The 17,286-nt window shown below is 70.9% G+C and carries 17 protein-coding genes and 1 pseudogene; 11 read left to right on the forward strand and 7 right to left on the reverse strand.

The genetic code is table 11. The features are described 5' to 3' along the window. Positions 1-61: 61 nt before the first annotated feature. Entirely contained in the window at positions 62-1,009 is a 948-nt protein-coding gene (locus QM772_RS14095) for a 23S rRNA (adenine(2030)-N(6))-methyltransferase RlmJ (RefSeq protein ID WP_415137501.1), read from the reverse strand. 147 nt (positions 1,010-1,156) lie between these two features. Between QM772_RS14095 and rplM the strand changes: the two genes are divergently transcribed. The 4 genes from rplM (at position 1,157) to erpA (ending at position 3,087) form a co-directional block, all read left to right on the forward strand. Beyond that, a complete protein-coding gene (rplM, locus tag QM772_RS14100; RefSeq protein ID WP_415137503.1) occupies positions 1,157-1,585 on the forward strand; it encodes a 50S ribosomal protein L13 in 429 nt (142 codons plus the stop codon). A gap of 12 nt (positions 1,586-1,597) precedes the next feature. After that, complete coding sequence (rpsI, locus tag QM772_RS14105; RefSeq protein ID WP_415137505.1) at positions 1,598-1,990, forward strand: 30S ribosomal protein S9; 393 nt, start codon at positions 1,598-1,600, stop codon at positions 1,988-1,990. A gap of 212 nt (positions 1,991-2,202) precedes the next feature. Further along, complete coding sequence (locus tag QM772_RS14110) at positions 2,203-2,646, forward strand: bactofilin family protein (protein ID WP_415137507.1); 444 nt, start codon at positions 2,203-2,205, stop codon at positions 2,644-2,646. Positions 2,647-2,709: 63 nt separating this feature from the next. Then, a complete protein-coding gene (gene erpA, locus QM772_RS14115) occupies positions 2,710-3,087 on the forward strand; it encodes an iron-sulfur cluster insertion protein ErpA (protein WP_415137509.1) in 378 nt (125 codons plus the stop codon). Between the two features lie 142 nt (positions 3,088-3,229). Here erpA and QM772_RS14120 read toward each other — a convergent pair whose 3' ends face one another. Next, positions 3,230-4,582: a peptidoglycan DD-metalloendopeptidase family protein gene (locus QM772_RS14120; RefSeq protein ID WP_415137511.1), complete on the reverse strand. Its 1,353-nt coding sequence runs from the start codon at positions 4,580-4,582 to the stop codon at positions 3,230-3,232. Positions 4,583-4,732: 150 nt separating this feature from the next. Here QM772_RS14120 and tyrS point away from each other — a divergent pair, with 150 nt between their 5' ends. Both tyrS and QM772_RS14130 read left to right on the forward strand, forming a co-directional pair. Continuing rightward, complete coding sequence (gene tyrS, locus QM772_RS14125; RefSeq protein WP_415137513.1) at positions 4,733-5,968, forward strand: tyrosine--tRNA ligase; 1,236 nt, start codon at positions 4,733-4,735, stop codon at positions 5,966-5,968. Positions 5,969-6,040: 72 nt separating this feature from the next. Further along, positions 6,041-6,184, forward strand: a pseudogene (locus QM772_RS14130) (cation diffusion facilitator family transporter); the annotation flags it as partial. 39 nt (positions 6,185-6,223) lie between these two features. On the opposite strand, the gene QM772_RS14135 reads toward QM772_RS14130, so the two are convergent. Beyond that, positions 6,224-6,748 carry a hypothetical protein gene (locus tag QM772_RS14135; protein WP_415137515.1) on the reverse strand — a complete coding sequence of 175 codons (525 nt, stop codon included), beginning with the start codon at positions 6,746-6,748 and terminating at the stop codon, positions 6,224-6,226. Positions 6,749-6,794: 46 nt separating this feature from the next. Here QM772_RS14135 and dtd point away from each other — a divergent pair, with 46 nt between their 5' ends. Next, a complete protein-coding gene (dtd, locus tag QM772_RS14140; protein ID WP_415137517.1) occupies positions 6,795-7,253 on the forward strand; it encodes a D-aminoacyl-tRNA deacylase in 459 nt (152 codons plus the stop codon). A gap of 18 nt (positions 7,254-7,271) precedes the next feature. Here the strand turns inward: dtd and QM772_RS14145 are convergent, their stop codons facing one another. Together QM772_RS14145 and QM772_RS14150 are read right to left on the reverse strand one after the other, a co-directional pair. Beyond that, positions 7,272-8,435, reverse strand: a complete 1,164-nt coding sequence (locus tag QM772_RS14145; RefSeq protein ID WP_415137519.1) for an ATP-binding protein — start codon at positions 8,433-8,435, stop codon at positions 7,272-7,274. Between the two features lie 164 nt (positions 8,436-8,599). After that, positions 8,600-10,687: an ATP-binding protein gene (locus QM772_RS14150; RefSeq protein WP_415137521.1), complete on the reverse strand. Its 2,088-nt coding sequence runs from the start codon at positions 10,685-10,687 to the stop codon at positions 8,600-8,602. 135 nt (positions 10,688-10,822) lie between these two features. On the opposite strand from QM772_RS14150, the gene QM772_RS14155 reads away from it, so the two are divergent. Beyond that, positions 10,823-11,524 (forward strand): response regulator transcription factor, encoded by a 702-nt coding sequence (locus tag QM772_RS14155; RefSeq protein ID WP_415137523.1) that lies wholly within the window; start codon positions 10,823-10,825, stop codon positions 11,522-11,524. Here QM772_RS14155 and ybeY read toward each other — a convergent pair. Both ybeY and QM772_RS14165 read right to left on the reverse strand, forming a co-directional pair. Continuing rightward, a complete protein-coding gene (gene ybeY, locus QM772_RS14160) occupies positions 11,514-11,969 on the reverse strand; it encodes an rRNA maturation RNase YbeY (protein ID WP_415137525.1) in 456 nt (151 codons plus the stop codon). The two genes, QM772_RS14155 and ybeY, sit on opposite strands and share 11 nt — an antisense overlap. 224 nt (positions 11,970-12,193) lie before the next feature. Continuing rightward, the gene (locus QM772_RS14165; protein WP_415137527.1) at positions 12,194-13,144 is read right to left on the reverse strand and encodes a PhoH family protein; all 951 of its coding nucleotides are present in this window, start codon (positions 13,142-13,144) and stop codon (positions 12,194-12,196) included. Between the two features lie 26 nt (positions 13,145-13,170). Between QM772_RS14165 and QM772_RS14170 the strand changes: the two genes are divergently transcribed. From QM772_RS14170 to ruvA, 3 genes are all read left to right on the forward strand, one after another. Further along, positions 13,171-15,450 (forward strand): ATP-binding protein, encoded by a 2,280-nt coding sequence (locus QM772_RS14170; protein WP_415137529.1) that lies wholly within the window; start codon positions 13,171-13,173, stop codon positions 15,448-15,450. A gap of 414 nt (positions 15,451-15,864) precedes the next feature. Continuing rightward, positions 15,865-16,524, forward strand: coding sequence for a response regulator (locus tag QM772_RS14175; protein WP_415137531.1), 660 nt, complete (start codon positions 15,865-15,867; stop codon positions 16,522-16,524). A 99-nt stretch (positions 16,525-16,623) separates the two neighbouring features. Beyond that, positions 16,624-17,196 carry a Holliday junction branch migration protein RuvA gene (ruvA, locus tag QM772_RS14180; protein ID WP_415137533.1) on the forward strand — a complete coding sequence of 191 codons (573 nt, stop codon included), beginning with the start codon at positions 16,624-16,626 and terminating at the stop codon, positions 17,194-17,196. The last annotated feature ends 90 nt before the right edge of the window (positions 17,197-17,286 follow it).

Raw genomic sequence — 17,286 nt, forward strand, 5'->3', positions numbered from 1 at the left:
CCAAGTATAGATAATTAGCCGACCGATCGGTCGGCTAATGCGCGTCGGGGTTTTCCCGGGGTCAGGCGCTGGCCTCGACCGCCCAGGCGCGCCCGGCGCCCCGGCCCTCGGCCAGCACGCGCAGCACCTGCGGCAGCGCTTGCTCCAGCGCCGCCTTCAGCGGGTGCGGCGGGTTGACGACGAACAGGCCGCTGGCCGTCAGCCCGCCGCCGTCGGGTGCGGCGCCGATGTGCAGCGTGGCGTTCAGCCAGCCGCGCCCCGCCTGCTGGGCCATGGTCTTCAGGCGGCGCGGCAGGCCGTGCGCCTCGGGCCGCGCGATGACGGGGTACCAGACCATGCAGACGCCGGTGGCGAAGCGCCGCAGCGCGTCCTGCACGGCGGCGGCGGCCTTGGCGTAGTCGCTCTTGATCTCGTAGCTGGGGTCGATCAGCACCAGCGCGCGGCGCGAGCCGCCGGCGGCGGCCGGGGGCGGCAGCAGGGCCTTGAGCGCCTCGAAGCCGTCCTGCCGCGCCACGGCGACCTGCCGGCCGGCGTCAAGCTGCGCCACGTGGGCGTCGAGCGCCTGGATGTCGGTCGGGTGCAGCTCGAACAGCTTCAGCCGGTCGTGCACCGCCGCGCGCGCCGGCTCGGTCATCAGCGCGTGCATGATCAGCGGCGAGCCCGGGTACACGCGCCAGGCGCCCGGCGCGCGGTTGAACGAGGCCACCACGGCGAGGTAGTCGGCCAGTGCTTCCGCTATATCTTCAGTAGCTGCTGGCGCTTGCCCAGCAAGCGCTGGAGCCTGATTTTGTTCATGAAGCGCTTGCAGCCGCGCGATGCCCTCCAGCGCCTCGCCCGAGGTCTGCGCCGCGTCCGAGTCCAGCCGGTAGATGCCGGCGCCGGCGTGGGTGTCGACCAGCGTCAGCGGGCCGTCCTTGCGCATCAGGTGGCGCAGGGAGGCGATCAACGCGAGGTGCTTGAGCACGTCGGCGTGGTTTCCGGCATGGAAGGCGTGGCGGTAGCTGAACATAGGTGACGCGATGCTAACGCCTTTGTATAATGGCGGGCTTTGCAGCGATTTTCAGCCCCGCGGCAAAAGCAAACGTCCCACCTAAGAGGCTCCCATTCAAAGAGGAGCGCCGACCGTGGAAAAGGGCTGGCCAAACCAGGAAAACTCATGAAAACGTTCAGCGCGAAACCCGCTGACGTGACGCACGAGTGGTTTGTGATTGACGCCACCGACAAGGTGCTCGGACGGGTCGCCAGCGAAGTGGCCCTCCGTCTGCGCGGCAAGCACAAAGCCATTTACACGCCTCACGTCGACACCGGCGACTTCATCGTCATCGTCAACGCCTCCAAGCTCCGCGTCACCGGCGCGAAAGAGCTGGATAAAAAATACTACCGCCACACCGGCTACCCCGGCGGCATCCGCGAGACCAACTTCCGCGACATGCAGGCCAAGCACCCCGGCCGCGCGCTGGAGAAGGCCGTCAAGGGCATGCTGCCCAAGGGCCCGCTGGGCTACGCCATGATCAAGAAGCTGAAGGTCTACGGCGGCGCCGAGCACCCGCACAGCGCCCAGCAGCCCAAGGCGCTGGAAATCTGAAGGAGCCGGTAAATGATTGGTGATTGGAACAATGGCACCGGCCGTCGCAAGACCAGCGTCGCCCGCGTGTTTCTGAAAAAAGGCTCCGGCAGGATCACGGTGAACGGCAAGGCGATCGAAGAGTTCTTCGGCCGCCAGACCTCGATCATGATCGCCAAGCAGCCGCTGGTGCTGACCGAGAACGTCGAAGCCTTCGACATCCAGGTCAACGTGCACGGCGGCGGCGAGTCCGGCCAGGCCGGCGCGGTGCGCCACGGCATCACCCGCGCGCTGATCGACTACGACGCCAACCTCAAGCCCGCGCTGAGCGCCGCCGGCTTCGTGACGCGCGACGCCCGCGAGGTCGAGCGCAAGAAGGTCGGCCTGCACTCCGCCCGCCGCGCCAAGCAGTTCAGCAAGCGCTGAACAGGCCCACCCCCAGGCTCCACGCGCTGCGCGATGTGGCGCGCCACCCTCCCTGCGAGGGGGCACCGCCAGCGGGCGGGCCAAGCCCTTCCGCGGCGGTCGCTGGCTTGGCCTGCTCCGCGGCCCTTCGATCAAACCGCATGCGTCTTTCGAGGCCGTGCGGTTTTTTCTTGTCTGCGTGGTAAAAAAGGCTGCTCACAAGGAGTCTGTCCATGCTCGGTATCAAGAAGCAACCCGTCGTCCGCAGCGCCATCGGCGCCGGCATGCGCGTGGACGGCGACTGCGTGTTCGAGGACGGCCTGCAGATCGACGGCGCCGTGCTCGGCAGCGTCACCGCCCAGGGCAGCCAGCCGACGGTGCTGGTGATCGGCGAGACGGGCAGCGTCGAAGGTGCCGTCAGCGCCGACCACGTGGTGATCGCCGGCTCGGTCGTCGGCCCGGTGCTGGCGCGCGAGCTGCTGGAACTGCACGCCAAGGCGCGCGTGCAGGGCGACGTGCGCTACAAGGCGCTGGAGATGCAGCAGGGCGCCGTCATCGCCGGCCAGCTGCAACCCCAGGTGACGCCGCCGCCGGCGCCGTCCGATCCGGTGGCCACGGCACCGCCGCCCGCCGCCACCGGCCCGACCGAGCCGACGATGGACCCGGACCGGCCCTGACCGCGCCCGGCACAATTCCGACTGTTTCGGTATACTTTTCGCCATTCCACCGCAGGAGCCGCCATGAGCGCCGTTGCCCAAGACATCCAGACCCCCGCCGCGATGCCCGACCCCATCGTCTTCACCGACAGTGCCGCCGCCAAGGTGGCCGACCTGATCGCCGAGGAGGGCAACCCCGACCTCAAGCTGCGCGTGTTCGTGCAGGGCGGCGGCTGCTCGGGCTTCCAGTATGGTTTCACCTTCGACGAGATCGCCAACGACGACGACACCACCATGACCAAGAACGGTGTCTCGCTGCTGATCGACGCCATGAGCTACCAGTACCTGGTCGGCGCCGAGATCGACTACAAGGAAGACCTGCAGGGCGCGCAGTTCGTCATCAAGAATCCCAACGCCCAGACCACCTGCGGCTGCGGCTCGTCGTTCTCGGTGGCCGAATGACGGGCACGGCCCCCAGCCATGCCGCATGACAAAGGGCGCCTCAGGCGCCCTTTGTCATGCGATGGGGTGTTTGGAGAAAAAAGGCCGCCAGCCCTTATGGGGCATGCGCCGGCAGCTACTTCTTCAATAGCGATCCGCCGGCTTACTCGAAGCTGCCGCGCGTCAGCTCGCTGGCCGCGGCCAGTTGCGTCTTCATGCCGGCGGTCAGCCTGGCGAACGCGGCCTTGCCGGCCGGGGTGACGGGCACGTTCTCGCGCTGCTCGGCCAGCACCTCGGTCGGGTCCTGCGGCTCGTTGTCGATGCGGAACTCGAAGTGCAGGTGCGGCCCGGTGGCCACGCCGGTCTGGCCGACGGCGCCGATGGTCTCGCCCTGGATCACGTTGTCGCCCACCTTGACGTCGAGGCGCGACAGGTGCGCGTAGACCGTGGAATCCCGCTTGTTGCGGTGGCGGACGTAGATGACATTGCCGTAGCCGCTCTGCACGCCCGCGAACTCGACCACGCCATCGCCGACGCTGCGCACCGGCGTGCCGGTGGGCGCGGCGTAGTCCACGCCGGCATGCTCGCGGCTGTAGCCGAAGACCGGGTGGTTGCGCATGCCGAAGCCGCTGGTGATGCGCGAGATTTCCATCGGCGAGACGAGGTAGGCCTTGCGCAGGCTCTGGCCGTCGAAGGCGTAGTAGGCGCCCTTGGCGGCGCCTTCTTCCTTGAACCACACGGCCTGGTGCGTCTTGCCGCGGTTGACCACCTCGGCGCTGAGGATCCTGCCGGCGCGCAGCGGCTCGCCGTCGGCTTCCAGCGTTTCATAGACCACCGAGAAACGGTCGCCCCGGCGCAGGCCGCGGTGGAAGTCGACGTTGGACTCGAAGATCTCGGTCAGCTGCTTGGTCACGCTGTCGGGCAGGCGGGCCTCGTCGGTGGCGCTGTAGAGCGTGCCGCGGATCACGCCGCCGGCGATGCGCTCGCTGGCCACCAGCGGCGCGGTCTCGACGCGGACGCTGAAGTCGCTGCCCGTGCGCTCCACCACCAGGCGCTTGAAGCTCTCGTCGGATTCCTGGTCGAGCCACTGGGTGCGCAGCAGGCGCAGCTCCTGGCGCTCGCTGGCCTCGGCGGTGACGGTGCGGCCGGCGCGGCCGAACAGCGCCTGGCGGGCGGTGGCGTTCCTGCGCAGGAAGGCGGCGGCGGCCGGGTCGGCCAGGCCCAGGCGCTCCAGCAGCGCCTCGGGCGTGTCGGCGGCGCGCGTCTGCTCGCTGCGGTAGAGGGTAAACGAATGGGTGTCCAGCAGCTCGGCCTGGGGGTTCAGCGCGGCGGCCTGGACGGCTTCGGAGACCAGGCGCATCGGCTCGGTCGGCGCGGCGGGGGCCAGCGAGGCCACGGCGAACGCGCCGCCGCCGCCACCGAGCAGCACCGCGCCGATCACGGCGGTGATGCGCTTGGGATGGCGGTGGAGGAAGTCGGCGACGGCGAGGCCGGCGGATATCAGTTCTTGCTTCACGCGCGGAGTGTTCCGGGGTATCTGTGCAGGACACGGCAGCGCGAAGCGACTGCCTGGCGAAGCGCTCTCGATGCAAGAGCATGGCCGGTAAAATCGCGGCCTAAGCCAACGAGTATAGCGGTGTAGGCGGCCACCTACAACCCAAAGCAGATGACGCCTGACAGCAAACTTACAGAACATCCGGTAACCGACAAAGTGCGCGAGGCCGTGGCCGTGACGTTGCGCGGATGCGAAGAATTGCTGCCGCAGGACGACTGGGTCCAAAAATTGGCCCGTTCCGAAGCCACCGGCCAGCCGCTGCGCATCAAGCTGGGGCTGGACCCGACGGCGCCCGACATCCACGTCGGCCACACCGTGGTGCTGAACAAGATGCGCCAGTTGCAGGACCTGGGGCACACGGTGATCTTCCTGATCGGCGACTTCACCAGCCTGATCGGCGACCCATCGGGCCGCAACAGCACGCGCCCGCCGCTGACGGCCGAGCAGATCCGCGCCAACGCCGAGACCTACAAGGCGCAGGCCTACAAGGTGCTGGACCCCGAGAAGACCGAGCTGCGCTACAACAGCGAGTGGTCCGACGCCCTGGGCGCGCGCGGCATGATCCAGCTGGCCGCCCGCTACACCGTGGCGCGCATGATGGAGCGCAACGACTTCGCCGAGCGCTTCAAGGCCGGCACGCCGATCAGCGTGCACGAGTTCCTCTACCCGCTGATGCAGGGCTACGACTCGGTGGCGCTGAAGTCCGACATCGAGCTGGGCGGCACCGACCAGAAGTTCAACCTGCTGGTGGGGCGCCACTTGCAGGCCGAGTACGGCCAGGAGCCGCAGTGCATCCTGACCATGCCGCTGCTGGAGGGCACCGACGGCGTCGAGAAGATGTCCAAGAGCAAGGGCAACTACATCGGCATCACCGAGCCGGCCAACACCATGTTCGCCAAGGTGCTGTCGATCAGCGACGCGCTGATGTGGCGCTGGTACACGCTGCTGTCGTTCAAGTCGATGGCCGAGATCGGCGCGCTGAAGGCCGAGGTGGCCGCCGGCCGCAACCCCAAGGACGCCAAGGTGGCGCTGGCCAAGGAGATCACCGCGCGCTTCCACAGCGCGCAGGCGGCCGAGGCGGCCGAGGCCGACTTCATCAACCGCAGCCGCGGCGGCGTGCCGGACGAGATCCCCGCCGTGGCGCTGCCGGGCGCGCCGCTGGGCATCGGCCTGGTGCTCAAGCAGTCCGGCCTGGCCTCTTCCACCAGCGAGGCCAACCGCCTGATCGACGGCGGCGGCGTGCGCGTCGATTCCGGCGTGGTGAGCGACAAGGGCCTGAAGCTGGCCGCCGGCACCTACGTGGTGCAGGTGGGCAAGCGCAAGTTCGCGCGCGTCACGCTGACTTGAAGTTTACAAGTCAAATCGGCCTTCAGCGCTTGTCCAGCAAGCGCTGGCAGCTATTGATTCGATAGTTCCCGCATGAATGCCGCCGCCGCGCCCTGGCTCACCCCGCGCCGCCTGATGGCCGCGTCGGTGGCGGTGGCGCTGCTGACCATCGGGCTGAAGACGGCCGCCTGGCACGCGACCGGTTCGGTCGGCCTGCTGTCCGACGCGCTGGAGTCGCTGGAGGCCGGCGGCCCGGGCGCTGGCTGAAGGCCGCGTTCAGTTCGACGGGTTGGGCGGGTAGAAGGCGGCGCACTCGGCCGACGTCTCCCGTTTGCCCTTGCAGATGCGCCAGCCGCAGCCGTCGCGCCTGAAGGGGTTGTTGCCGGCCTCGCGCAGGCAGCGGCCCAGCGGCGTATTGGCGCTGCCGGTCGGCTGCTGCCCGATGACGTTGCCGCCGCTGGCCGGGCAGTCGCCCTGTCCCCAGCGGCCGGTGCAGTGCTGGCGCATGCAGCGGTCGCGCGCGGCCACGTTCATGCCGACGTGGTTCAGGCAGCTCCGGAGGCTGACGTTGGGGTCGGCGCTGGGGTCGTTGGTGTTCTGGTAGGGCCGCTTGCCGGCCGGCGAGGCCGCCGCGGCTTCGGGCGCGGCGGCGCGCTGGCCGCCCGTCTCCGCGCGGTGCTTGCGCGCAGCCTCGATGGCCTGGCTGGAGTTGTTCTGCGCCGTCGCGCCGAGCGGCGCCCACAGCATCGGCGACAGGGCCAGCGCAAGCGCCAGGCGCATCAGGATCGTCCTCGGGCTCATACATACTCCTTGCGGTCAAAGACAGAACCCAAAGATAGCCGAAAAGATGCAGGCATTGATACAGCGCGTCGCCGAGGCGCGCGTCACCATCGCTGGCCGCGTCACCGGCCAGATCGGCCCCGGCCTGCTGGTGCTGCTGTGCGCCGAGCGTGGCGACGACGAAGCCGTGGCCGACCGGCTGCTGGCCAAGCTGCTGAAGCTGCGCATCTTCGGCGACGAAGCCGGCAGGATGAACCGCAGCGTGCAGGATGTGGGCGGCGGCCTGCTCGTCGTCAGCCAGTTCACGCTGGCGGCCGACACCTCGGGCGGCAACCGCCCCAGCTTCACCGGCGCCGCGCCGCCGCAGGACGGGCGGCGGCTGTACGAACACTTCGTGCGGCAGGCGCGCGCCGCGCACCCGCTGGTGGCCACGGGCGAATTCGGCGCCGACATGCGGGTGGCGCTGGTCAATGACGGGCCGGTGACGATCCCGCTGCGCGTGGGCGCCGCGGCGCCGCCGCGTTGATCGGGGCGCGCACCGTCCTCAGGCCAGTTCGGCCAGCAGCGCGGGCAGTTCCCATACGGGCACCACCTCGACGCCATCCTTCAGCGGGTACCGCCGCTGCACCGGCGCCACCACCACGGTGCGCGTGGGCTGCAAATCGTGCAGCGCGTGCCAGAAACCCTTGGTCACGCTGGGGGCGGACGAGAACTTGGCCTCGATGGCCAGGGTCCGCCGGCCCGCCTGCGCGACGACATCCATCTCGGCCCCGGCGGCGGTGCGGTAGAAGGCCATCTGTGCGCCAGCGGGCAGGTGTGCGGCCACCTGCTCCACCACGAAACCCTCCCACGACGCGCCGACGATGGGGTGGCCTTGCAGATCCGGCAAGCTGGCGACGTTCAGCAGCGCATGCAGCAGGCCGCTGTCGCGGATGTAAACCTTGGGCGACTTGACGAGGCGCTTGCCCACGTTGGGCAGGTGCGGCTCCAGCCGGCGCGCCAGCATCGCATCGATCAGCGTGCCCAGGTAGCGCGTGGCGGTGCTGTGCGAGGCGCCGCCCAGCGACTGGCCCAACTGCGACGCGTTGAACAACTGCCCCTGCAAATGGGCCAGCATGCGCCAGAAGCGGTGCAGCGTGTCGGCGGCGATGCTCACGCCCATCTGCGGCAGGTCACGTTGCAGGAAGGTCTGGATGAAGTCCTGCCGCCAGGCGTGGGACAGGCGGTCGCTGGACGCCAGATGGGCCAGGGGAAAGCCGCCGCGGTGCCAGAGCCGTTGCAGGCTGTCCAGGTCGCCGGCGACCTCGCTGGCCAGCAGCGGCGTCAGTTCGAGGTAGCCCACCCGCCCGGCCAGCGATTCGGCGCGCTGGCGCAGCAGCGCGCCGCTGGCCGAGCCCAGCAGCAGGAAGCGGCCCGGCCTGCGGTCGGCGTCGATCTCGGGGCGCAGGTGCGTAAACAGGTCGGGCAGCATCTGCACCTCGTCCAGCACCACCAGCTTGTCGCGGTGCTGGGCCAGGAAAAGCTCGGGTTCGGCCAGCTGCGCCCGGTCGGCGGGCCGCTCCAGGTCCAGCAGCAGCGCGCCCGGGTGCCGGGCGGCGACGGCGCGCGCCAGCGTGGTCTTGCCCACCTGGCGCGGCCCCAGCAGCACCATGCCGGGGTAGAAGGCCAGGCGTTCATCCAGCAGGGGGCTGAGCTGACGATCAATCATCCTTGTATTTTGATTTATTGATGATCAAAATACAATAATAAAATTGGCTGACTACATTGCGCACGGCTGCGGCGACCGGGTGGGAAATGAAGTGCCATATTGGCCCCCAGCGCTTTCCAGACAAGCGCCAACAGCTATCGAATCAGGAGTTTCCACTGCCTGCGCTACGCCGCGAGGCCGGCCAGCGGACTGCCGCGCTCCTCCAGAGGCACCTGGGCCGGCAGCACCAGCGTGAAGCAGGTGCCGCCCTCGGGCGTGGCCGTGACCTCGATGCCGCCGCCGTGCAGCAGCGCGATGCGCCGGGCCACCCACAGCCCCAGGCCGAACCCACGCGCCCGATGCTCGCCGCGCTGCCCGCGCTGGAACAGGTGCTCGGCCGCGCCGGGCGGCAGGCCCGGCCCCTCGTCGCCGACCGACAGCCGCAGGCTGCCGTGCTCGTCGGTGTGCGCGGTGAGGGAGATGGCGCCCGGCTGCCCGTACTTGACGGCGTTGTCCACCAGGTTGGACAGGGCGATGCGCACCAGCATCGGGTCGCATTCCCACTCGGCCGGCGCCCGCGCCACGTCCAGCCGCAGCTGGTGGCGGGGCGACCACTGGGCCAGCTGGGCGGCGTCGTCGATCAGCTCGCTCATCGGCGCGTGGTCCAGCCGCAGCTGGAACGCGGTGGTGTCCAGGCGGTCGCTGATCAGGCAGTTGTCGACCAGGGTGGACAGGCGCCGGCAGGCGCGGCGGATCTGCTCGGCGCGCTCCACCTGCGGCGCCAGCTCCGGCGAGGGGAATGTGATCTGCTCGGTGGCGGCGCTGTCCAGCACTTGCAGCGGCGTGCGGAACTCGTGGTTGACCATGTTGAAGAACTGGCGCTGCTCCTCGCGCATCTCGCGCTCGCTGTCCAGCGCCGCCTGCAGGGTGTTCCGCGCCTGCAGCAGCTCGGCGGTGCGCCGGCGCACGCGCTCGTCCAGCACGTGCTCCGAACGGGCCAGCGACTCGACCAGCTGGGCCTGGCGGCGCTGCGCGTACTGGAACCGCGCCACCAGATTGGTGCCCAGGGCGATCGCGACCATGATCAGCAGCAGCAGCGCCTCGGCCTGCCAGTAGGCGTCGGCCTCGACCAGCGAGGACACCAGCCCGGTGTACGTGGAGGCCACGTGCACGCCCATGAGCGCATGCATCGTGTAGGGCACCGCCATCAGCAGGCGCACCTGCGTGGCGCCCCGGCGCGCCATGTTGGTCCACGCCACCACCGCGCACAGGGTGGCCGTCAGCCAGGGCGAGAAGAGGCCGAACCAGGCGATTTGTTCAAAGAAGTCGGCCGGCAGGCTGAACATGGCCGCCACCAGCGCCAGGGCGTGCAGCACCATCAGGCGGTCGAGGCGGCGCCAGACGGTGCCGCGCGTGAACAGCTCGCGCCCCTGCCAGGCAAAGGCCGCCGGCAGGGCGAACACGCCCAGGCGCACCACGTCCTCGAACTGGAGGGCCATCGACTCGGGCAGCCACAGCAGCGGGTAGCCCCGCGCGTTCAGGGTGTGCGCCAGCACCACGAAGGCCAGCACCGCCGCGGCCACCACGGCGCGCGTGCGCAGCGCCAGCGCGGCGCCGCCGATCAGCAGCGCCAGCGCCAGGTTGATGCCCAGATGCATGCCCGAGGCCCATTCCTTGCGGGCGATGTCGGCCAGCAGGCCGCTGCCCTGCCACACCGTGCCGTACACGTAGGCCGATCCGGTGGTGTGCAGGCGCAGCAGCAGGGGCCGCTGCGGCAGCAGCGGAAACAGCAGCTGCCGCACGCGCACCCGCTGCGACATCGGCACGTGGTCGCCGTTGGTGCGCTCGCGCCAGCCGCCTTCGGCGGGCTGGTACAGCGTCAGCCGGTCCAGGCGGGGCGACAGCACTTCCAGCCACAGCGGATCGTCGTTGGCCAGCGGGCTGGTGGGCGCCAGCGGCGGCGCCTCGACCTTCAGCCACCACACGCTGGACGTATAGCCGCCGCTGAACGGGTGGCGCGTCACCGTGAACGCCGTGTCGGGCAGGGCCGCCACCTGCTCGGCCGTGAGCGCGCCGTGCGGATCCTCCAGCACCTTCAGCGGCAGATCAGGCCCCAGCCGCAGGCCCCGGTCAGGCCCAGGGAACAGCAGCGGGCTCAGCACGGCCAGCGACACCAGCACCAGCGACAGCATCACCCAGCCCAGAAAAGCCAGCAGGCCGCCGGCCCGTGTCTTCTTCAGCGCGATTGTGAGTATTGGTGAGTTCTCATGCATGGCAGTGGGTCGAGGCGCTCGGAATACTCGACGCGGCGCCGGCCATGGCGCCGCGTGTCATGCGAGCGTCCGACAATACCCGAAGATGCGCGGTACGGACGCCGTATCCTGGAACGAAATCGACGCGATGCAAGCATGTTGACGAATGCCGGCCCGTTGGCCGAGTACACGATCGCCGTGGTGGAGGATGACGAGGACATCCGCGCCAACGTCTGCCGTTTCCTGCAGAAATCGGGCTTTCATGCCTGGGGCGCGGAGTCGGCCGAGGCTTTCTACGTGCGCCTGCTGCGCGACAAGGCCGACCTGGTGGTGGTGGACCTGGGGCTGCCCGGCGAGAGCGGCCTGAGCCTGGTGCAGCGCCTGGCGGCGCAGCGCATTCCGGTGGTGGTGCAGACGGCGCTGGGCGACCTGGAGCACCGCATCGCCGGGCTGGAGGCCGGGGCGCTGCAGTACTTCGTCAAGCCAACCGACATGAACGAGCTGGTGGCGGGCATCCGCTCCCAGCTGCGCGGCGCGGGGGCTGCCAGCCAGGCGTCCGGCGCCGGCCTGGCGCGCTGGCGCCTGGAGCCCGCCGCCGCCCGGCTGGTGGCGCCCAATCAGCTGGTCGTGCGGCTGACCAGCCGCGAGCTGGACTTTCTGCGCTGCCTGATGGCGACCGACGGCGGCCTGGTTTCCAAGTCGGCCCTGCTGGAGGCCATGGGGCACGGCGGCGTGGAGGACGGCTTCCACCGCATCGAGTCGATGCTGACCAGGCTGCGGCGCAAGACGCTGGACACCACCGGCACGCCCTTGCCGGTGCGCGCCGTGTTCGGGCGCGGGCTGGTGTTCATCGCGTGACGTAGGGGTCGGCGAAGCCCAGCCGGGCCAGGACGGCGGTCTCGCGCGCCTCCATCGCCTCGGCGTCGGCCTCGCTGGTCTCGTGGTCCCAGCCCTGGGCGTGCAGCGCGCCGTGCACCAGCAGGTGCGCGTAGTGCGCGGCCAGCGGGCGGCGCAGCTCGGCGGCCTCGCGCTCGACCACCGGCGCGCACAGCACCAGGTCGGCGGCGACCAGCGGCGCGCGGGCGTAGTCGAAGGTCAGCACGTTGGTGGCGTAGTCCTTGCCGCGAAAGTCGCGGTTGAGCCGGCGGCCCTCGTCCTCGCCGACGATGCGCACGGTGATCTCGGCGTCCAGGTCCAGCGCATGGCGGATCCAGCGCGCGACGGCGTGGCGCGGCAGCACCGCGCGGTGGCCGGCGGCCTCGCGCGCGAACTGCAGCGACAGGGTGAGTGATTTGAGGGACATTTCAGCTATTCATAGCGCTGCGCGCCATCCGCATCGCATGAAACGCAAAGACCCGAGTAGCCGCGGAGCAGGCCAGGCCAGTGCACCCGTGGCCGGGGTCCCCCCGGCCAGTGGGTGCGCCCCCTTGAGGGGGGATGCCGCAACATCGCGCAGCGAGTGGAGCAACGGGGGAGGGTTCATTTTGGCCTCCAGCGCCCGCCAGTAAAGCGCAGGCAGCTATGAAATCAGGAGTTTTCGGTGCGTTTGCGCTGGGCGTCGTAGGCATCGACGATGCGCGCCACCAGCGGGTGGCGCACCACGTCGGCGCTGGTGAAGCGGGTGAAGGCGATGCCCTTGACGCGCCGCAGCACGCGCTCGGCGTCGATCAGGCCGCTGGTGGCGCCCTTGGGCAGGTCGATCTGGCTCACGTCGCCGGTCACCACGCACTTGCTGCCGAAGCCGATGCGGGTGAGGAACATCTTCATCTGCTCGGGCGTGGTGTTCTGCGCCTCGTCCAGGATGACGAAGGCGTGGTTCAGCGTGCGCCCGCGCATGAAGGCCAGCGGGGCGATTTCGAGCTGGTTGCGCTCGAACGCCTTGGCCACGCGGTCGAAGCCCATCAGCTCGTACAGCGCGTCGTACAGCGGGCGCAGGTAGGGGTCCACCTTCTGCGTCAGGTCGCCGGGCAGGAAGCCCAGGCGCTCGCCGGCCTCCACCGCCGGGCGCGTGAGCACGATGCGCTGCACCGCCTGGCGCTCCAGCGCGTCCACCGCGCAGGCCACCGCCAGGTAGGTCTTGCCGGTGCCGGCCGGGCCGATGCCGAAGGTGATGTCGTGCCCGGCGATGCCCTCCAGGTACACGCTCTGGTTGGGCGTGCGCGCCTTCAGGTCGCTGCGGCGGGTGTGCAGCACCAGGGCGCCTTCGGGACCTTCGGCCAGCGGCGCGCCGTCGCCGGCCAGCATGAGCTGCACCGTCTCGGGGCGGATCGGGCGGTCGGCCAGCTCGTACAGCGCCTGCAGCACGTCCAGCGCGCGCTCGGCCTGCTTCTTGGGGCCGTCGATCTTGAACTGCTCGTGGCGGTGCGCCAGCGCCACCTGCAAGCCGGCCTCGATGCTGCGCAGGTGCTCGTCGGTGGGGCCGCACAGGTGCGCCAGGCGCGTGTTGTTGTGGGGGGTGAAGCTATGCCTGAGAATCACCGGCGCATTTTCGCATCCGCCGCCCCGTGTTCCCTCCGCTCGATCTGCTCACCGTGCCCAAGCCGCTGGACGACGGCCTGGTGGCGCGCCCCGTGCCCTGGCTGCTGCGCCACGCCATCGTGCTGGCGGCCGCGGTGGCGGTGCTGCTGAGCGCGCTGGCCACGGCGCTGGCGCTGGCGCAGCCGTGGGTGGGCCTGCGGTTGCAGGTGCAGGCGGACGCGGTGCGCATCATGGAGGTCGAACCGGCCAGCCCGGCCGCGGCCGCCGGCGTGCCCGCCAACGCCACCCTGCTGGCCCTGGTGCCCGGCGACGGCGCGCGGGCGCTGCGGCTGGAGCCGGGCGACCTGATCGAAGACCCGGACATGTTCGGCAGCTATGCCGCATGGGGCCGCTTCTACCAGCGCCAGGATCTGGCGGCGCAGATGCTGCGCGCGCCGGCGCTGCGGCTGTGGGTGCGCGCGGCCGACGGGCGCGAGTCGCTCCACGTGGTGCGCCCGGCGCCCACGCGCGCCCTGGCCAGCCTGCCGTTCGCCTTCTGGTTCCAGTTGCTGGTGCCGGTGGCGGGCATGGTCGCTGCCGGCTGGGCGCTGTCGGTCTATCCCTTGCAGCCGGCCACCGGGTTCGCCGCCGCGGCCGTCCTGGCGATGCTGGTCGCGGTGACGGCGGCGGCCGTGTTCAGCACGCGCGAGCTGGCCTTGCCGCCGGCCCTGATGCATGCGCTGTCCACGGCCAACCACGCCGGCAGCCTGCTGTCGCAGTTCTTCATGACGGCCGCGGCCGCGTATTTCCCGCAGCGCCTGGGGCCGCGTCGGCTGCTGGCGGCGCTGTTCGGGGCCTACGTCGTTGGCGCCGTGGCCGACAGCCGGTGGTGGCTGCCGTCGCCCAACTGGGCGCAGCGCGCCATGCTGCTGACGGCCTGCGTCCTGACCATGGCGCAGCTCTGGCGGCAGTGGCGCGCCGCCGCCGACCTGCCGCGCGAACGCGCCATGGTGCGCGCGCTGGCGTGGCCGTGGGCGCTGGGGCTCGGTTGCCTGCTGGGGCTGCAGGAAGTCCCCATGCTGCTGGGCCTCGTGCCGCCGCTGGGGCAGAGCTGGGTGCTGGGCTCCACCCTGATCCTGACCGTGGGCAGCGCGGTCGCCTTGCGCAGCCAGCGTTCGTTCGACCTCGACGACTGGGCGTTGCAGCTCCTGCTGATCTGGGGCGGCGCCATCGGGGTGCTGGCGTGCTACCAGCTCATCCGCGCCGGCGGCTGGCTGAACGAGGGGCTGGCCATGCTGGCGGCGCTGGCGCTGGCGGGCCTGCTGTACGCGCCCCTGGCCAACTGGGTCTGGCGCCGCGTGCTGGCCCGGCGCGGCCCCTCGCCGCGCGAGCTGACCAGCGGCATCCTGGTGCTGGGCCTGTCGCCGCCCGACGACCGCATGCACCACTGGGCCGACCTGCTGCGGCAGACCTTCCACGCGCAGCACCTCGAATGGGGCGCGCGCTCCGGCGCCGCCGCCACCACAGCGGTGGCGATCGTGGGCGGCGGCACGGCGCTGTCGGTGCCGCCGGTGGCGGGGCTGCCCGGCATGATGCTGTGGCACAAGGACCGCGGGGCGCGGCTGTTCAGCCGCTCCGACTGCCGCCTGGCCGAGCGCCTGCTGGAGCTGGCCCGCCGCACCATCGAGGCCCGCGACGCCTACGGCCGCGGCGCCGCCGAGGAGCGCGCGCGCATCGCCGACGACCTGCACGACGACCTGGGCGCCAAGCTGCTGTCGCTGGCGCACGCCAGCACGCCGCCGGGTGGCGGCGACGACGTGGCCGCGCTGGCCCGCGAGGCGCTGGACGAGATGCGCCTGGCCGTGCGCAACCTGAAGGCGCAGCCCACGCCGCTGCACGAAATGGTGGCCGACTGGCGGGCGGAAAGCGTGGCACGCCTGCGCGCGGCCGCCATCGCGGTCGACTGGGAGGTGCACGCCGACGACGGCGGCCAGCTGATTCCCGCGCGGGTGTCGCTGCACCTGGCGCGCGTGCTGCGCGAAGCCACCACCAACGTCATCCGGCACAGCGGCGCCAGCCAGTGCCGCGTGCGCGTGGCGGTCGCCGGCGGCGAGCTCCACCTGCAGATCGAGGACAACGGCCGCGGCCTCGACGCCGCCGGCACCGCGCTCGCCGAGGGCATGGGCCTGCCCAACATCGAACGGCGCGCGCGCCGGCTGGGCGGCACGCACCGGCTCTCGCCCGCCGAAACGGGCGGCCTGCTGGTGGCCGTGCGCGTGCCGCTGGCGCCGCAGCGGCCGGAGCTGGCGCCTGCCTCCCGCATATGACAAAAAACTCCCCCCACGCTCCCCCGCTGCGCGTGGTCCGCTGCCCCCCGAGGGGGCCGTTTTTGCCTTGGGGCGGCCCGGCGGCAAAAAACTCCCCCCACGCTCCCCCGCTGCGCGTGGTCCGCTGCCCCCCGAGGGGGCCGTTTTTGCCTTGGGGCGGCCCGGCGGCAAAAAACTCCCCCCACGCTCCCCCGCTGCGCGTGGTCCGCTGCCTCCCGAGGGGGCCGTTTTTGCCTTGGGGCGGCCCGGCGGCAAAAAACTCCCCCCACGCTCCCCCGCTGCGCGTGGTCCGCTGCCCCCCCGAGGGGCCGTTTTTGCCTTGGGGCGGCCCGGCGGCAAAAAAATCACGGGCCCGCGCTTCCCGGGTGCTCCCGCACGGCCAGCCGCCCGCGGGCCGGCTAGCATCCACGCACCATGCAACGCACCCTGATCGTCGAGGATCTGCCCGACATCCGCCAGTGGATGGGCGACACCGTGCGCGCCGCCTTCCCCGACACTGCCGTCACGGCCGTCGGCCGCTGCGAGGACGGCGTGCGGCAGGCCGCCGAGCAGCGCTTCGACCTGGCGCTGATCGACCTCGGCCTGCCCGACGGCAGCGGCGTCGCCGTGGTGCAGGCGCTGCGCACGCACCAGCCGCGCGCCGTCTCCGTGGTGGTGACCATCCACGACGACGACGAGCACCTGTTCCCCGCCCTGCAGGCCGGCGCCTTCGGCTACCTGCTGAAGGAGCAGCCGCGCGCCGAACTGGTGGCGCACCTGCGGCGCATCACCCAGGGCGAGCCGCCGCTGTCGCCGCCGATCGCGCGGCGCGTGCTCAACTACTTCACCAGCGGCGGGCCGCGCGCCTTCGAGCAGGCGCGCCTGGATCCCGGCGACGTGGCGCTGAACACGCGCGAGACCGACATCCTCCAGCGCGTCGCCAAGGGCTACACCCTGCCCGAGATCGCCGAGCAGCTCGGCCTCTCGCGTCACACCGTGGCCGACTACGTCAAGCAGATCTACCGCAAGCTCAACGTCTCCTCGCGCGCCGAGGCCGCGCTGGCGGCGGCGCGGCGCGGGCTGGTACGGCCCTGAGGAAAGCTACTCTTTTGGTAGCTGCTGGCGCTTGTCGGGCGGGCGCTGGGGCATGATTTATCATCCAATCCCCGAACCCCGCACAGACCCGCCCCTCCCGTGATCGGACGCCTCACCGGCCAGCTGGCCGCCAAGAACCCGCCCCAGATCCTGATCGACTGCCACGGCGTCGGCTACGAGGTGGACGTGCCCATGAGCACCTTCTACCAGCTGCCCGCGCCGGGCGAGGCCGTCAGCCTGCTGACGCACTTCGTCGTGCGCGAGGACGCGCAGGTGCTGTACGGCTTTGCCACCGCCGCCGAGCGCGACGCCTTCCGCCAGCTGATCCGCATCAGCGGCGTCGGCCCGCGCACCGCGCTGGCCGTGCTCTCCGGCATGGGCGTGGCCGAACTGGCGCAGGCCGTCACCGCGCAAGAGGCGGGCCGCCTGGTCAAGGTGCCCGGCATCGGCAAGAAGACCGCCGAACGCCTGCTGCTGGAACTCAAGGGCAAGCTCGGCGCCGACCTGGGGCCCGCCGCCGCGCCCGCCGGCGAAGCGCACGGCGACATCCTGCAGGCGCTGCTCGCTCTGGGCTACAGCGACCGCGAGGCCGCCGCCGCGCTGAAGCCGTTGCCTGCGGACATTGGTGTTACCGACGGTATCAAGTCGGCGCTGAAGGCGCTGGCCAGGTAGCGCCCGCCTGCTGGACAGGCAGGCCGGGCATCCCTGCCTCAGGTCATCCGGCTTGTCATACCCTCCTTGGGGTATGACTTACTGAGGAGC

It is taken from the genome of Ottowia sp., assembly GCF_047601385.1.
Taxonomy (GTDB): Bacteria; Pseudomonadota; Gammaproteobacteria; order Burkholderiales; family Burkholderiaceae_C; genus Ottowia.

Excerpts from the sequence above, each read along its gene's own strand:
- rplM (WP_415137503.1), top strand. The coding sequence starts at position 1,157 with ATGAAAACGTTCAGCGCGAAACCCGCTGACGTGACGCACGAGTGGTTT.
- ybeY (WP_415137525.1), bottom strand. The coding sequence starts at position 11,969 with ATGTCCCTCAAATCACTCACCCTGTCGCTGCAGTTCGCGCGCGAGGCC.
- dtd (WP_415137517.1), top strand. The coding sequence starts at position 6,795 with ATGCAGGCATTGATACAGCGCGTCGCCGAGGCGCGCGTCACCATCGCT.
- QM772_RS14135 (WP_415137515.1), bottom strand. The coding sequence starts at position 6,748 with ATGAGCCCGAGGACGATCCTGATGCGCCTGGCGCTTGCGCTGGCCCTG.
- erpA (WP_415137509.1), top strand. The coding sequence starts at position 2,710 with ATGAGCGCCGTTGCCCAAGACATCCAGACCCCCGCCGCGATGCCCGAC.
- QM772_RS14155 (WP_415137523.1), top strand. The coding sequence starts at position 10,823 with ATGTTGACGAATGCCGGCCCGTTGGCCGAGTACACGATCGCCGTGGTG.
- rpsI (WP_415137505.1), top strand. The coding sequence starts at position 1,598 with ATGATTGGTGATTGGAACAATGGCACCGGCCGTCGCAAGACCAGCGTC.
- QM772_RS14095 (WP_415137501.1), bottom strand. The coding sequence starts at position 1,009 with ATGTTCAGCTACCGCCACGCCTTCCATGCCGGAAACCACGCCGACGTG.
- QM772_RS14150 (WP_415137521.1), bottom strand. The coding sequence starts at position 10,687 with ATGCATGAGAACTCACCAATACTCACAATCGCGCTGAAGAAGACACGG.
- tyrS (WP_415137513.1), top strand. The coding sequence starts at position 4,733 with ATGACGCCTGACAGCAAACTTACAGAACATCCGGTAACCGACAAAGTG.
- QM772_RS14110 (WP_415137507.1), top strand. The coding sequence starts at position 2,203 with ATGCTCGGTATCAAGAAGCAACCCGTCGTCCGCAGCGCCATCGGCGCC.
- QM772_RS14145 (WP_415137519.1), bottom strand. The coding sequence starts at position 8,435 with ATGATTGATCGTCAGCTCAGCCCCCTGCTGGATGAACGCCTGGCCTTC.
- QM772_RS14175 (WP_415137531.1), top strand. The coding sequence starts at position 15,865 with ATGCAACGCACCCTGATCGTCGAGGATCTGCCCGACATCCGCCAGTGG.